This is a genomic window from Streptomyces sp. NBC_00503 (genome assembly GCF_036346895.1).
Taxonomy (GTDB): Bacteria; Actinomycetota; Actinomycetes; order Streptomycetales; family Streptomycetaceae; genus Streptomyces.
This window is the reverse complement of the sequence record NZ_CP107855.1, coordinates 7,628,196-7,641,807: the sequence shown is the minus strand read 5'-3', so window position 1 is coordinate 7,641,807 and position 13,612 is coordinate 7,628,196. Positions and strand designations below refer to the sequence as shown.

15 protein-coding genes and 1 pseudogene are annotated in these 13,612 nt (G+C 71.1%); 11 read left to right on the top strand and 5 right to left on the bottom strand.

Going from position 1 to position 13,612, the window contains the following annotated elements; translation table 11 throughout:
• Nucleotides 1-10 precede the first annotated feature (10 nt).
• Nucleotides 11-631 (bottom strand): TetR/AcrR family transcriptional regulator, encoded by a 621-nt coding sequence (locus tag OG490_RS34845; RefSeq protein WP_330300277.1) that lies wholly within the window; start codon nucleotides 629-631, stop codon nucleotides 11-13.
• Between the two features lie 194 nt (nucleotides 632-825).
• On the opposite strand from OG490_RS34845, the gene OG490_RS34840 reads away from it, so the two are divergent.
• Complete coding sequence (locus tag OG490_RS34840) at nucleotides 826-2,289, top strand: MFS transporter (RefSeq protein WP_330300276.1); 1,464 nt, start codon at nucleotides 826-828, stop codon at nucleotides 2,287-2,289.
• 130 nt (nucleotides 2,290-2,419) lie between these two features.
• Here OG490_RS34840 and OG490_RS34835 read toward each other — a convergent pair whose 3' ends face one another.
• A complete protein-coding gene (locus OG490_RS34835; RefSeq protein ID WP_330300275.1) occupies nucleotides 2,420-2,830 on the bottom strand; it encodes a Tat pathway signal protein in 411 nt (136 codons plus the stop codon).
• An 89-nt stretch (nucleotides 2,831-2,919) separates the two neighbouring features.
• The gene (locus OG490_RS34830; RefSeq protein WP_330300274.1) at nucleotides 2,920-3,873 is read right to left on the bottom strand and encodes a helix-turn-helix domain-containing protein; all 954 of its coding nucleotides are present in this window, start codon (nucleotides 3,871-3,873) and stop codon (nucleotides 2,920-2,922) included.
• A gap of 372 nt (nucleotides 3,874-4,245) precedes the next feature.
• On the opposite strand from OG490_RS34830, the gene OG490_RS34825 reads away from it, so the two are divergent.
• Together OG490_RS34825 and OG490_RS34820 are read left to right on the top strand one after the other, a co-directional pair.
• Nucleotides 4,246-6,291 (top strand): calcium-binding protein, encoded by a 2,046-nt coding sequence (locus OG490_RS34825; RefSeq protein ID WP_330300273.1) that lies wholly within the window; start codon nucleotides 4,246-4,248, stop codon nucleotides 6,289-6,291.
• A 97-nt stretch (nucleotides 6,292-6,388) separates the two neighbouring features.
• Nucleotides 6,389-6,838, top strand: coding sequence for an RpiB/LacA/LacB family sugar-phosphate isomerase (locus OG490_RS34820; RefSeq protein ID WP_330300272.1), 450 nt, complete (start codon nucleotides 6,389-6,391; stop codon nucleotides 6,836-6,838).
• A 21-nt stretch (nucleotides 6,839-6,859) separates the two neighbouring features.
• Here OG490_RS34820 and OG490_RS34815 read toward each other — a convergent pair whose 3' ends face one another.
• On the bottom strand, nucleotides 6,860-7,798 hold the full coding sequence (locus tag OG490_RS34815) for a GlxA family transcriptional regulator (protein ID WP_330300271.1): 939 nt from the start codon (nucleotides 7,796-7,798) through the stop codon (nucleotides 6,860-6,862).
• Between the two features lie 251 nt (nucleotides 7,799-8,049).
• On the opposite strand from OG490_RS34815, the pseudogene OG490_RS34810 reads away from it, so the two are divergent.
• The 3 genes and pseudogenes from OG490_RS34810 to OG490_RS34800 all read left to right on the top strand — a co-directional run.
• Nucleotides 8,050-8,145 (top strand): annotated as a pseudogene (locus tag OG490_RS34810) (DJ-1/PfpI family protein); the annotation flags it as partial.
• Nucleotides 8,146-8,225: 80 nt separating this feature from the next.
• The gene (locus OG490_RS34805; RefSeq protein ID WP_330300270.1) at nucleotides 8,226-8,720 is read left to right on the top strand and encodes a DUF2269 family protein; all 495 of its coding nucleotides are present in this window, start codon (nucleotides 8,226-8,228) and stop codon (nucleotides 8,718-8,720) included.
• Entirely contained in the window at nucleotides 8,717-9,013 is a 297-nt protein-coding gene (locus OG490_RS34800; RefSeq protein WP_330300269.1) for a DUF3817 domain-containing protein, read from the top strand. The genes OG490_RS34805 and OG490_RS34800 overlap by 4 nt, the downstream gene beginning before the upstream one ends.
• Here the strand turns inward: OG490_RS34800 and OG490_RS34795 are convergent.
• Nucleotides 8,976-10,037, bottom strand: a complete 1,062-nt coding sequence (locus tag OG490_RS34795; RefSeq protein ID WP_330300268.1) for an oxygenase MpaB family protein — start codon at nucleotides 10,035-10,037, stop codon at nucleotides 8,976-8,978. The genes OG490_RS34800 and OG490_RS34795 overlap by 38 nt on opposite strands.
• A 102-nt stretch (nucleotides 10,038-10,139) precedes the next feature.
• Here OG490_RS34795 and OG490_RS34790 point away from each other — a divergent pair, with 102 nt between their 5' ends.
• The 5 genes from OG490_RS34790 (at nucleotide 10,140) to OG490_RS34770 (ending at nucleotide 13,591) form a co-directional block, all read left to right on the top strand.
• Nucleotides 10,140-10,823 (top strand): TetR/AcrR family transcriptional regulator, encoded by a 684-nt coding sequence (locus OG490_RS34790; protein ID WP_330300267.1) that lies wholly within the window; start codon nucleotides 10,140-10,142, stop codon nucleotides 10,821-10,823.
• Nucleotides 10,824-10,995: 172 nt separating this feature from the next.
• A complete protein-coding gene (locus tag OG490_RS34785) occupies nucleotides 10,996-11,682 on the top strand; it encodes a helix-turn-helix transcriptional regulator (RefSeq protein ID WP_330300266.1) in 687 nt (228 codons plus the stop codon).
• A 10-nt stretch (nucleotides 11,683-11,692) separates the two neighbouring features.
• Nucleotides 11,693-11,845, top strand: coding sequence for a hypothetical protein (locus OG490_RS34780; protein ID WP_330300265.1), 153 nt, complete (start codon nucleotides 11,693-11,695; stop codon nucleotides 11,843-11,845).
• 71 nt (nucleotides 11,846-11,916) lie between these two features.
• Entirely contained in the window at nucleotides 11,917-13,095 is a 1,179-nt protein-coding gene (locus OG490_RS34775; protein ID WP_330300264.1) for a DSD1 family PLP-dependent enzyme, read from the top strand.
• A gap of 22 nt (nucleotides 13,096-13,117) precedes the next feature.
• Entirely contained in the window at nucleotides 13,118-13,591 is a 474-nt protein-coding gene (locus tag OG490_RS34770) for a GNAT family N-acetyltransferase (protein ID WP_330300263.1), read from the top strand.
• Nucleotides 13,592-13,612: the final 21 nt, after the last annotated feature.

Below are 13,612 nucleotides of genomic sequence, written 5' to 3'. Positions count from 1 at the left end.
GCCGCGCGGATCAGTGGGGCTGCGGTCTGCGCAGGAGTGGGGGTGCCGCGTGGGGCAGGGGGCTGGCTGCTGCGGGGTTGAGGCCGTCCAGGACCAGGGTCACGTAGCGCCGCCAGCCGTCTTCTGCCGGATCCATGGTCCACAGCACGCTGACCAGCATGCTCATGATCCGCTTCAGATCGTCGGGTACGAGGTCTTCGCGGATCACCCCGGCATGCTGACCCCGCGTCACCAGCGGGTCGAGCGCGTCGAAGAAGCGGGCGCTGATTTCCGCCGTGAACACGCCGGCGTTGCGGGCCGCCGTCAGCACGTGGTGCTCGTCGGCCGCCGAGGTCAGCGCGGCTTCGATCACGACGGTCAGACCGCGGCGCGGGTCCTCGTCGGCGAGCGCGCGATCGATGGCGGGCAGGACGTCCTGGGTGAACTGCTGGTCGAGTACGGCTCGAAGGAGAGCCGCCTTGTCCGGGAAGCGGCGGAAGAGCGTGGCGATCCCCACGCCGGCCCGCCGGGCGATCTCGTCGAGCGGCGCATCGGGCCCCACCTCGGCGTATACGTCGCGTGCCGCCCTGACGATCTTCTCGATGTTGCGGGCGGCGTCGGCTCGTAAAGGTTTGGGGGTGTCGGTCGGCATCCTGCCGACAATAGCAACTGATAGTCGACGATCGGATCTGGTTGACATGCCGCGCGTCGCGAACTGATAGTTGACTACTGCTTGTGGTGTGCACCGATCGCGTACCCACTCGCTGCCGGGCAGTCCCCTCCGTACCTCGCGCACCCGTGCCGTCCGGCCGGCCGGGCCCTCGACCTACGCTCCTAGGACTCTCCATGCCACAGTCCCCCACGGCCGCCACCCCTGCGGGCAAGGTGATCGCGACGCTCGCACTCGCGGGGGTCGCCGCGGCCGTCATGCAGACCCTGGTCACTCCGCTGCTGACCGACCTGCCGCGCATCCTGCACACCTCCCACTCCAACGCCGCCTGGGTCGTGACCGCCACCCTGCTCGTCGCGGGCGTGTGCGTCCCCATCAGCGGGCGTCTGGGCGACATGGTCGGCAAGCGCCGGATGCTGCTGGCGTGTTGCGTGCCGCTGATCGCCGGGTCGGTGGTGTGCGCCCTGTCCGGCAGCGTCGTCCCGATGATCGTGGGGCGCGGCCTGCAAGGCATCGGCATGGGCATGATCCCGCTGGGCATCGCCCTGCTCCGTGACATCCTCCCGGCCGAGAAGCTCAGTTCCTCCATCGCCCTGGTGAGCGCCTCCATGGGCATCGGCGGCGGAATAGGCCTCCCGCTCTCCGCCGCCGTCGCTCAGTACGCGAACTGGCGCTTCCTGTTCTGGGGAGCCGCGGCGCTCGCGGCCGCCGTCGCCGTCATGATCGTGGCCTTCGTGCCGGACGTCCCCGCCGGCGCCAGGGGTCAACGCTTCGACGTGGTCGGCGCGCTGGGCCTGGCGGCGGGCCTGGTGTGCCTGCTGCTCTCCGTGTCGAAGGGGGCCGACTGGGGCTGGGGCTCCGCCACCACCCTCGGTCTGATCACCGCCGCCGTCGTGGTCCTCGCCGCCTGGGGGTGGTTCGAATGGCGCACCACCGACCCGCTGGTCGACCTGCGCACCACGGTCCGTCCGCGCGTCCTGCTGACCAACCTCGCCTCGGTCTTCATCGGCTTCGGCATGTACGCGAGCATGCTGGTGGTCCCACAGCTGCTCCAGTTCCCCGCATCCACCGGCTACGGCCTGGGCCAGTCCATGATGGCGGCCGGGATGTGGATGCTCCCCGGCGGCCTGATGATGATGGCCGTCTCCCCCCTCGGGGGCAGGCTCACCAATGCCCGCGGCCCGAAGGTCACGCTCGTCTGCGGGGCGCTCGTCCTGGCCGCGGGCTACGGCGTCGCGCTCCTGCTGGCCTCGACCGCCGTCGGGCTGATGGCCGCCGCCATGGTCATCAACAGTGGTGTCGCCCTCGCCTACGGAGCCATGCCCGCCCTGGTCATGAGCGCGGTGCCGCCGGCCGAGACGGGCGCCGCGAACGGCTTCAACGCCCTCATGCGCTCCCTGGGCACCTCCTTCGGCGCCGCCGTCGTCGGTGTCGTCCTGGCCAGGATGACCACCACGGCCGGCGGCGTCACCTTCACCTCCGAGACGGGCTTCCGGACCGGCCTGCTGATGGGCGGCGGCTTCGCCCTGCTGTCCGGGGCCGTCGCCGCCCTCATCCCCGCGCCCCGGCCGGAACGTCCCGAACTGCGGGAGTCCTCGGGCCCCTCGACCGAGACCGCCCACACCTCCGTCAGCAAGTAGCACCCCCGGTCAAGCGAGGGGGTTCGGCCGAACAGGGCTGGCAGGACCGCAGGACCGGCAGGACCGGCGGCGCGAAGTCCGCGCCGCCGGTCCTCCCCCGCGCACCGTGCTCAAGCCGGACGGCCCGTCGTCAGTGGATCTCTCCACAGCTGTTGCCGTCGCCCACGAGACAGACGAAGATCCGGACGTCCGCCACGTTCGTGCTCGAGCCCGAGGAGTCGAGCTTGTTGTAACTGGAGGTGTGGTAGACCCACTTGGATCCGTCCCACTTGTTGTACTTGACGTAGAGGGACACGGCCTTGCCGTCCGCGCAGTTGTCGTAGACGTTGAAGTTCCAGTCCGTCCGGTAGACCGTCTTGCCGCTGGCCGAGCCCGTCGCGTACCAGTGGTAGGTCCCCGACGCGGAACCGCAGCCGTTCGTGGTGGTGGCCGAGTACGACCCGCCCGCGGCCTGTGCGCTGGTGGCCCCGGCGACGGCACCGAAGCCGGTCAGCAGTGCGGTGGCCGTCATCAGGGCTGCGGCGTTCCTCTTGATCTGCACGAGTTCTCCATCTGAAGTCGATCTCGAATGCGGACGCGTCACTATCGCAGCCTGCAGATCCAGGGGTATTGGACAAAAACGCTAGGAACTCACAGCAGTATGCTCGTGATCTGTCCCGGAACCCGGTCCACCGGCCGGTTTCCGCCGCCCCGACCCGCGAGGAATTCCTTCGGAGTGAAACCCGTCATCGCCCTGAAATCGCGATGCAGGTGAGCCTGGTCGTAAAACCCGCAGGAGGCCGCCACATTCGACGGAGAACGGCCGGAGCTCAACATGCTCAGCGTCCGGCGCATGCGCAGCACGCGCGAAACCGTCTTCGGGGACTGGCCGATCTGCTCGCGGAACCTGAGTTCGAGGTGCCTGGCACTCCAGTCGGCGGCCCTCATCAGCTCGCTCAGCGGGATCAGTCCGTCGCTGCGGACCAACTCCCTCCAGGCCCACACCACCTGCGGGGCCGGCGCGCGTCCCACTTCGAGCCTGTGCAGCAGGAGGGCGTCCATCAGGGCGAACCGCGCCCGCCAGCACGGGGCCTGCGCCAAGCGGTCTTCGAGCTGGTGGCTGAGCGGGCCGAGGAGGTCCACCAGCGGTACCGTGCGGCTTCTGAGCTCGTGCATGTCCGTACCGAAGACGGTGTACGCCATCCAGGGGGCGAAATGCACCTCGACTCCGTGCAGTCGCCCCTCGTGCTCGCCGAGCACCGAGTCGGTCCTGAGGCCATTGACCAGCGACGTGTACGACGTGGCGGCGGTGACCACGGTGGCCGGGGCGAGCGATGCGGCTGAGGTGACGGGGGTGGGCGCGGTGGCGCGGGTGGCCGCGGTGACCCGGGTGGGCGCGGTGGCGATCGGGCCGACTCGGACCGGATCACCGAAATTGATCGCCATGGTGACCGTCGCATTGGGGACTTCGATGCGCCGCTGTGGCCGATTCATTGCCAACCAGTATCCCCGATACCCCAGCACCCCCTCGCAAAGTCGAGCATCCGGCACACCGGTAACTAATCGCCACATCCCACCTTCGGTGATTCCCTGCGTCGATTCCATTCCACCCTCACTCCCCGTACCTGCACGATGAACTGATGGAATCCATACCCATCTCCGATCACGCGCATATGGAGAGCGCGGCGAGCAGCTCGTGCCGGGACTGCAAAAGGAATGACCTTGTCTCACATTCGGCGGTGAGGAAGAAGTCGCCGACCGCTCACCCCGCGGACCCGGTTCCCAGCGGCAGGGTGCCGCCGCTGGGCGGGGCGGCCAGGGCGCGCACGCACCCCGCGCGCTCCCCCGCCGGGGTGGTTCCCGGGAGCCAGTGGGCGCAGCACGGCACGTCTCGTTGGACCGTGCACGGCTCCGGCACGAAGCTGTGCGCTGCTCACCGCACGCTACGACGCCGCGACCACGGAGGTCCGTACGCCCATGACCCGCACACCCCTCAGACCAGCCCACCGCCGCCGCAGGCCCGGCGGGAGGGCCGGGACGCTGGCCGCGCTCGGGCTCGTACTCGTACTCGCGCTGCCCGGGACCGCGCTGGCGGCCCCCGGCGATCTCGACCCCGGCTTCGGGCCCGACGGACGGGTGACCACCGCCTTCCCTGGAAGCGCAGAAGGCCACGACATCGCGCGGCAGGCCGACGGCAAGCTGGTCGTGGTGGGCGGCTCGACCGATGCCGGCTTCGCGCTCGCCCGCTACAACACCAACGGCAGCCCCGACACCACCTTCGGCGGTGACGGCACGGTGACCGACGACTTCGGCGGTGGCGGCCACATCGCCAACGCGGTGGCGGTCCAGCCCTCCGACGGGAAGATCGTCGTGGCGGGGACCACCGAGGTGATCGCGGAGGAGGGCGGCGGGTGCTGCTTCTTCTCCGTGGCCCGCTACAACACCGACGGCAGCCCCGACACCGGCTTCGGCGACGGCGGCCTGGTGCGGGTCGAGGAGTTCGGCGGGTCCGCGGACGGCGCGGACGTGGCGGTGCAGCCCGACGGCAAGATCATCGCCGCGGGCAAGGGCGGTGGCGGCGGCTTCGCGCTGGTCCGCCTCAACTCCGACGGCAGCCTGGACCCGGGTCTCGGAGGCGACGGCGCGGTGGTGGCGGGCTTCACGCCCGCCTCGCCCCAGGACGCCGGCGGCACCGCACGAGGAATGGCACTCCAGCCGGACGGCAAGATCCTCGCGGTCGGCTACGTGGGCAACACCGCCTTCGACATCGGCGTGGCCCGCTACCTGCCCAACGGCAGCCTGGACACCACCTTCAGCGGTGACGGCATGGTGACCGCGGACTTCGGCGGCACCGAGTTCGGCAACGCCGTGGCATTGCAGCCGGACGGCAGGATCGTCGCCGCGGGCTCCGGCGGCGCCGGCTTCGCCCTGCTGCGCTACAACGCCAACGGCAGCCCCGACACCGGCTTCGGCACGGGCGGGCGCACCTCGGTCAACTTCCCCGGTGACGGCGGAACCGCGTCCGCCATGGCGCTCCAGCAGAACGGCAAGATCGTCCTCGCCGGCCGGGCCGACGACCCGAACAGTTCCGAGGCCAACGACTTCGGCCTGGCCCGCTTCAACACCAACGGCACCGTGGACACCGGCTTCGGCGGCGACGGCTTCGTGGTCACCGGCTTCGGGGACTTCGACGAGGCCCGCGGGGTGCTCGTACAGCCGGACGGCAAGATCGTCGCGGCCGGTTACGGGGCGGGCTACGCCTTCGCCCTCGCCCGCTACGACGGCAGCGACGGCGCGCCGCCGCCCCCTCCGGCCACCGCGAACCTGTCGGTGACGCAGGCGGGCACGGCGACCGTGAGCATCAGCGACCGCGCCTCGTACACGGTGACGGTCACCAACTCCCCGGCCTCCATCGCCACCGCGACCGGGGTCACGCTGTCCGACACGCTCGCCGGAGCCGGTGCGACCCTCGTCTCGGCCGCTCCCTCGCAGGGCACCTGCACGACCACGGCGACCGGAGCCAACTGCGCCCTCGGCTCCCTGGCCCCGGGCGCGAGCGCCACGGTCACGGTGACCGCCGAGCCCCGGGCCACCGGCACGCTGACCAACACGGCGGGCGTCAGCGCGACCCAGCCGGACCCGGTCACCGCCAACAACACGGCCACCGCGACCACGTCGGTGAACAACGCCCGCGGCTGCACGATCATCGGCACCAGCGGCGCGGACACCCTGAACGGCGGCTACTTCAACGACGTGATCTGCGCCCTCGGCGGCAACGACACCGTGCACGCGAGCTACGGCAACGACACCGTTTACGGGGGCTACGGCAACGACAACATCGACGGCGGCTACGGCGACGACACCCTGAACGGCGGCCCGGGCAACGACACCCTGACCGGCTACTACGGCAACGACCGCCTCACCACCACCGACGGGGTCTCCGGCAACGACACCGCCAACGGCGGCAGCGGAACCGACACCTGCACCACCGACACGGGCGACATCCGGATCAGCTGCCCCTGATCCGCACCGCCACCCTTCCCCCCTTCCGCCCTGCCGCCCTTCCACCAGGAGCCGTCACCGCCCCCGCGGTGGCGGCTCCGCCGGTTAGTCTCGGGGCATGCGGATCTCCGTTTCCTCCGACATGGACGAACCCGTGGCTCGCGCTCTCCTCGGGCTCCTGCACGACCGCGGACACGACGTGGTGACGTACGGGGCTCTGCGCCCCGGCGACGATCCGCAGTGGGCCGCCTGCTCGGAGGCGGCGGCCCGCGAGGTCGCCGCCGGCAACGCCGATCAGGCCGTCGTGTGCTGCTGGACCGGTACGGGCGCGTCGATCGCCGCGAACAAGGTGCCCGGCGTCCGGGCGGCCCTGTGCACGGACGCCTACACCGCGGACGGTGCGCGCCGCTGGAACGACGCGAACGTACTCGCGCTCAGCCTGCGCCTCACCTCGGAACCGCTCCTCAAGGAGATCCTGGACGCCTGGTTCGGCGCCGAGGCGAGCGCGGACCCCGAGGACCGGGAGAACGTGGCGCGCCTCGAACGGCTCGACAGCACCGAGCGGTGAGGCCGCAAGGGGCTCGCCGCCTCAGCTGAAGGCTCGGCGGTAGGCGTACGGGCTGACGCCGGTGGTCTTCTTGAAACGGTCCCGGAAGGCGGTGGGCGAGCCGAACCCGACCTGCGCGCCGATGCGTTCGACGGAGTGGTGCGTGGTCTCCAGGAGGTGCTGGGCCTGGCGGACGCGTGCGCGGTGGAGCCATTGGAGCGGGGTGGTGCCGGTCTGCTCGCTGAAGCGCCGGATCAGGGTCCGGGTGCTCGTTCCGGCATGGGCGGCGATGTCGGCGAGGGTGAGCTCGGAGCCCATGTTGTCCTGCAACCAGGCCAGTACCGGTTCGAGTACTGATCCCTGGGGGGCCGGCGCGTGTCGGTGGACGATGAACTGCGCCTGTCCGCCCTCGCGTTCCAGGGGCATGACGGACAGCCGGGCGGCGTCGGCGGCGACGGCCGAGCCGTAGTCGCGGCGGATCATGTGCAGGCACAGGTCCAGGCCCGCGGCGGCGCCGGCGGAGGTGAGGATCTGTCCGTTGTCGACGTACAGGACGTCCGGGTCCACCTCGATGTCCGGATGGGTGGCGGCGAGGAGATCGGCCGCGGCCCAGTGGGTGGTGGCGCGCAGCCCGTCGAGGAGTCCGGTGGCCGCCAGGGGGAAGGTGCCCGCACAGATGGAGGCGATGCGCGTGCCGTTCGCGGCGGCCGCGCGCAGCGCGTCGCGGACGGCGGGAGCGAGCGGGGCCGCGGGGTCGGCGGTGCCGGGAACGATGATCGTGTCCGCGGCCTCCAGCGCTTCCAGTCCCCAGCGCACACGGATGGAGAAGGTGCCGGCATCGACCTCCGGGTGCTCGGCGCAGACGCGGACCTGGTAGGCGGGGCGTCCGTCCGGGAGGCGGGTACGGGAGAAGACCTCGATCGGGGTGGACAGATCGAAGGGGATCACCTGGTCCAGGGCGAGGACGGCAATGGTGTGCATGGCGTGAACATACCTGGCCGCGGTGATTTCCTTCCGGCTGTTCGCGTGGATGCACCGCCAGTTTGGGCACGTCAGAGGAGTGAGAAGGGTGTTGGCGAGATCCCGTTGGAAGGTGTCACTTGTGCCACTGGGAGACGAGTCGGCGGCCGCCTAGCGTCGGGAGCGGCACCGGTACGGACCGGATGCCGACGCCCCGACCGACTGACCGGCTGACCGGCTGACCGGCCGCCGCCCGCGCGAAGGAACCTCCCGTGCACGTCCAGATCGTCCTCTTCGACGGCTTCGATCCGCTCGATGTCATCGCCCCCTACGAAGTCCTGTACGCCGGCGGCACCGCCTCGGGCGGTATCTCGAAGGCCGGCCGCCTTCCGGCGTCGAAGGTCACGGGCCGACGGCACGCCGTCCCGGCGGGCGGGGCACACCGGGCATGACGAAGCTCCTCCTCTCCCTGCACGTCCTGGCGGCGGTACTGGCCGTCGGCCCGGTCACGGTCGCCGCGAGCATGTTCCCCAAGACGCTGCGCAGCGCGCACGGCGCCACCCCCGACGACCGTGAGGCGCTGACGACCCTGCGCACCCTGCACCGCATCTGCCGCGTCTACGCCGGCATCGGCATCGCGGTCCCCGTCTTCGGGTTCGCCACGGCCAGCAGCCTCGGCGCCCTCGGCAATGGGTGGCTGATCACCTCGATCGTCCTGACCACCGGGGCCGCGGCTGTACTGGGCCTGCTGATCCTTCCCGGCCAGGACAACGCCCTAAGGGCCGCAGAGACCCTTGACCCCGGTCCCGACCCCGGAGAGGTTCCGGTACCGGTGCGCCGGTCCGCTGCCCGACTGGCCATGCTCACCGGCGTCTTCAACCTTCTGTGGGCAACCGTCACCGTCCTGATGATCGTCCGCCCCGGCTCCACCACGGGAGCGTGACCGTGCACCTTCGCCCCTTGCGCATCGCGGCGCACGTCGAACTCGTCTCGCTGACGGTCATGCTGGCCAACCTCGCCACCCTCCATCTGAAGCCCGTCTCCTCCTTGACGGGCCCCGCCCACGGCTGTGCGTACCTGTTCGTCGTGCTCGCGACCTGGCGTCTTACGTCGGCCACGGCCACCACCAAGGCCGTCGCCCTCGTCCCCGGCATCGGCGGCCTCCTCGCACTGCGCCGACTGCTCGCCGACCGGGGCCTCAGGCCAGCGGGCCGAGTACCTCCTGGGACTCGATGAGGCCCTGGTCGCTCGGCGCCTTCCCGTCGCCGAAGACGCGTGCGGCCTGGCGCGCCCGGAAGTCGGCGTGGGCCTCGGCGGGCCTCGCGTACCCGTACCGGGCGCGGGCCTGCTCGGGGGTGAGGACCTCCTTGGTACGGGGAGGCACGCCGAGCTTGATCGGCGCGACCACCTTCACCGTGGAGGGGGAGAGCATCCCCAACAGGAAGAGCTCGACGCGGGGGTTGAGGTGGGCGAGCGCGAAGGACATCCGCATGACGGGCACGACGAGGGCGTCCAGGAGCCGCGACTGCCGGATCTGCGCCATCTCCCGCATCCAGCGCGGCATGGTGGCGATGGTGGCGATCCGGTGCGTCCGGGCCACGACCATCCGTGCGGGCTTCATCCACCAGGGGGTCGGCGGCAGGACGAGGTCGGTGTTCAGGAGGTGGTTCATGGCCTGGCGGGCGATCGGGCTGGCGGACAGCCGCGGGCGCATGCTCTCGAAGTACGCCCGGATTCCGGCACGGTCGCGCGGGACGTCGTCGGGCGAGCACGTCTGGAGTTCGGCGGCGAGCGCGCAGGCCTCCCAGTACTCCGCCTCCTCCTCGGCGGTGAGCTTGCCGGGCCCGTACTTCTCGTACGCGTAGAGGATCGAGTGCCAGCCGGTCAGCTGGATCCACAGCTGCGAGGCGGGGTCGTTGGCGTCGTAGGTTCCTTCGCCGTAAGGGAGTTGGCCGATGGCCTTCGAGTGGACCTTGACCAGGACGTCTGCGGCCTTGCACACCTGCTCCGAGCCGGCGAAGGCCACCATGGCGAAGTAGCGCAGGGTGCGGTCGTAGCGGGTGCGGCTGCGTTCGTAGATGCCCTGGGTGCCGTGGACCGCCGCCACCAGCGGCGGATCGAGCTCCTCGACCACCACGGAACGCTGGAAGCCCACCGTGGGCGCCGTCGGATAGCTCCACACCTTCCAGACCACCGATCCGGGGCCGAAGAACCCGTAGTCCTCGTGCGGTTCGACCTCTTTGCCGTTCAGCCGGGCCATCGGGCCCTCCTTCGTGTCCGGGGCGGCGGGCGCTGGGCAGGCCGCTCCCTCATTAAGACAGCACTGTCGTAAATTAAGACACGACTGTCGTAAGATGCCAAGGTGTCGACACCGACGTCTCCCACGGACAGGCCGCGCAGACGGCGCCCCTACGCTCCGCGCGTCCCGATCACCGAACGGCGCGAGCAACTGCTCGACGCCGCCCTCGCCTTGATCGTGAGCGACGGGTACGGACGGATCTCGATCGACGCGATCGCCAAGCGCGCGGGCGTCGCCCGGTCCGTGGTCTACGGCGCCTTCGACGACCTCGACGCACTCCTGCTCACCCTCCTCGACCGGCAGCAGGAGCACGCCTACAGGTGCCTGCTCGCAGCCGCCCCCGATCCGCGCGGCGGCGGGGACCCGATCGACTTCGCCTGCGAGGCCGTGCACCGGATGGGCGCCATGCTCCGGGAGGACCCGGACACCTGGCGGCTGATCCTGCTGACCCCGGCGACCACTCCCCCGGCCGTCCACGCGCGCATCGAGGCGGACCGGGAGCGGTTCCGACGCAGGGTCGCCTCGTGGATCGGGTCCCTGCTGTCCCTGGCGGCGCCCGCCGCACCCGACACCGACGCCGGATCCGATGCCGCCCCCGCTCCCGATCCCGAGGTGCTGGCCCACGCGCTCGTCGCCTCGGCGGAACACTTCGCGCGCCTCGCGCTCACCTCGCCCGGGGCGATGGACGCCACCCGCCTGGCAGGGCAGGTACGGCTCCTGCTGGGCGGATTCCGGCTGGCGAACTAGCCAGGTCCTGTACGGCCAGGTCGATGCCGGCGGAGATCGCCGGGGCGAAGTCCTCGTAGGGGCTGTTCATCCAGCTCAGGACAGGCGCGGTCAGTCCGGCTGGCCCCGGGCGGCACATGACTTAGAATCTAAGTCTAGGTCGAGATGATAAGTTGAACTTCGCGGAGTACTCATGGACGACGAGGCGGACGGCGCGGTGCAGCGCGCGCGGGCTGACACCTCCCCGGGCTCCGGCAACGAGGCGGACGAGCACCTCATCCGGGAGGCCGAGAAGATCGCCGTCGCCCTCGGCCGGATGTTCCCGGGACTGTGCGAGGTGGTCCTGCACGACCTGCGCGACCCGCAGAACGCCATCCGGGCGATCGAGAACAACCTTTCCGGCCGGGCGGTCGGGGATTCCGCCACGGAGCTGGGGTTGCGCCGCATCAGCGATCCGCAGTACCCGAGCGTGATCCAGAACTATTCCAACCGGTTCCCCGACGGCCGCCCGGCGAAGAGCACGTCGATCGGCATCAAGAACGCCGCGGGCGAGTACATCGCGGCGCTCTGCCTGAACCTCGACGTGTCCGTCCTGTCCCCGGTGACGCTGACGTTGTCGAACCTCATCGCCACGGACAGCACGGACGGGGACCAGCCTTTGGAGTCGTTGCGGGACCGCAACGCCCAGGAGCTGCGCCACGTCGTCGAAGCGCTGTCGGCGGAGCGCGGCAGCATCCCCCGCTCCCTGAGCCGTACGGACAAGCGGGCCCTGGTCCGGCGACTGCGCGAGGACGGCTACTTCGACTCGCGCGACGCCGCGCAGGCCATGGCGGACCTGCTCGGGGTGTCCCGGGCGACCATCTACAACTACGCGAAGTGAAGGAGGGCCCGTGCCCGTCACCGGACCGTCGGAGATCTCCCCGCTGGACAGCCCGGACGCGATGGCGCCCGCCGGGCACTGCTCGCACGCCGCCGTGGCCGGCGTACGCGAACTGCGCTACGCCTCGGCCGTGGAAGTCCATGCCGTCGCGGCCGTGGCCTGAGCGCAGTCCCGGAAGCAAGCCGCATGCCGCGCACCCCGACACGCGGCCCACCCGTGAGGAGACCGACGCCCATGAACGCCAGCTCGCTGCCTTCCACCGGCGGCCGGACCCTGGCCGATCCCGATACCCCGTTCGCCGTCGTCGACGTGCGCAAGGCGCGGCGCAACATCGAGCGGCTCGCCCGGCGGGCCGAGGGGCTCGGCGTCGCCCTGCGGCCCCATGTCAAAACGTCCAAGAGCCTCGACGTCGCCGCACTGCTGGCCGAGGGCGCCGCCTGCCCCGTCACCGTGTCCACCCTCGCCGAGGCCGAGGCCTTCGCCGACGGCGGGTACACCGACATCACCTACGCCGTCGGCATCGACCCCCACAAACTGCCGCGGGTCTTCGCCCTGCTGCGCCGCGGTGTCACGCTCCGGATCCTGCTGGACAGCGCGGAACAGGCCGCTTTCGTCGCCCGGGCCTCCCGCGAGGCCGGGATCCCCGTACCCGCCCTCGTCGAGATCGACTGCGACGGCCACCGCGGCGGCGTCAAGGCGGACGCCCCCGAACTCCCCGACATCGCACGCACCTTGCACGGCGCGGGATGCCTGGACGGCGTACTGACCCACGCGGGCGAGTCGTACTTCGCCTTCACCCCGGAGCAGCAGCGCAAGGCGGCCGAGAACGAACGGGATGTCGCCGTGGCCGCGGCGGAGCGACTGCGCGCCGCCGGTCTGCCCGTCGCGACGGTCAGCGTCGGCTCCACCCCCACCGCCCACGCCGCCGAGGACCTCACCGGCATCACCGAACTGCGCGCCGGGAACTACGTGTTCTTCGACCTGGTCATGGCCGGGCTCGGCGTCTGCGACGTGGAGGACCTCGCACTGTCGGTGGTCGTGACCGTGATCGGGCACCGCGCCGAGTACGGGTGGATCGTCACCGACGGCGGCTGGATGGCGATGTCCCGCGACCGCGGTACCGCGGTCCAGGCCCAGGACCAGGGCTACGGGCTCGTCGCCGACCTGGACGGCACACTGCTCCCGGGCCTGGTCATGAGCGCCGCGAGCCAGGAGCACGGAACCCTCACCGCCCGCGACGGCGCCCCGCTCCCCGAACTCCCCATCGGCACCCGCCTGCGCATCCTGCCCAACCACGCCTGCGCGACCGGCGCCCAGCACCGCGGCTACCACGTCATCGACAGCGCCCGGGCCGGGACTCCCGGCTCCGCGCCGACCGTCGAGGCTGTCTGGGAACGCGTCACCGGCTGGTAGCCGCAACCCCCGGCGCATCCCCATGAGAGGTAACACCGTGCTCGTCACCTTCGTCTCCGTCGAGGAGATCCTGGATCTTCGCCAGCAGGTCCTGCGGCCCGGACAACCCCGCGAAAGCGCGCTCACCGAGGCCGACCTGCTCCCCGACACCTTCCACCTCGCCGCCCGCACCGACAGCGGCGAACTCGCCGCCTGCGCCACCTTCAGCACCGAACCCCTGCCCGACACCCCCGCACTGGCCCCCTTCGCGACCGAGGGAGCGTGGAGACTGCGCAAAATGGCCAGCGGTCCGCAGGTACGCGGGCAGGGCTTCGGCGCGGCCGTACTGCGCGCGGGGCTCGACGCCTGCGCCGCGCGCGGCGGGCGGCTCCTCTGGTGCAGCGGCCGGATCGCCGCGACCGGCTTCTACGAGCACCACGGCTTCACAGCGGTCGGTGACCAGTTCACCGTCCCCGGCATCGGCCAGCACTACCACTTCGTCCGCGAGCTCTCGTAGGGCCGGGTCGATACCGCATCG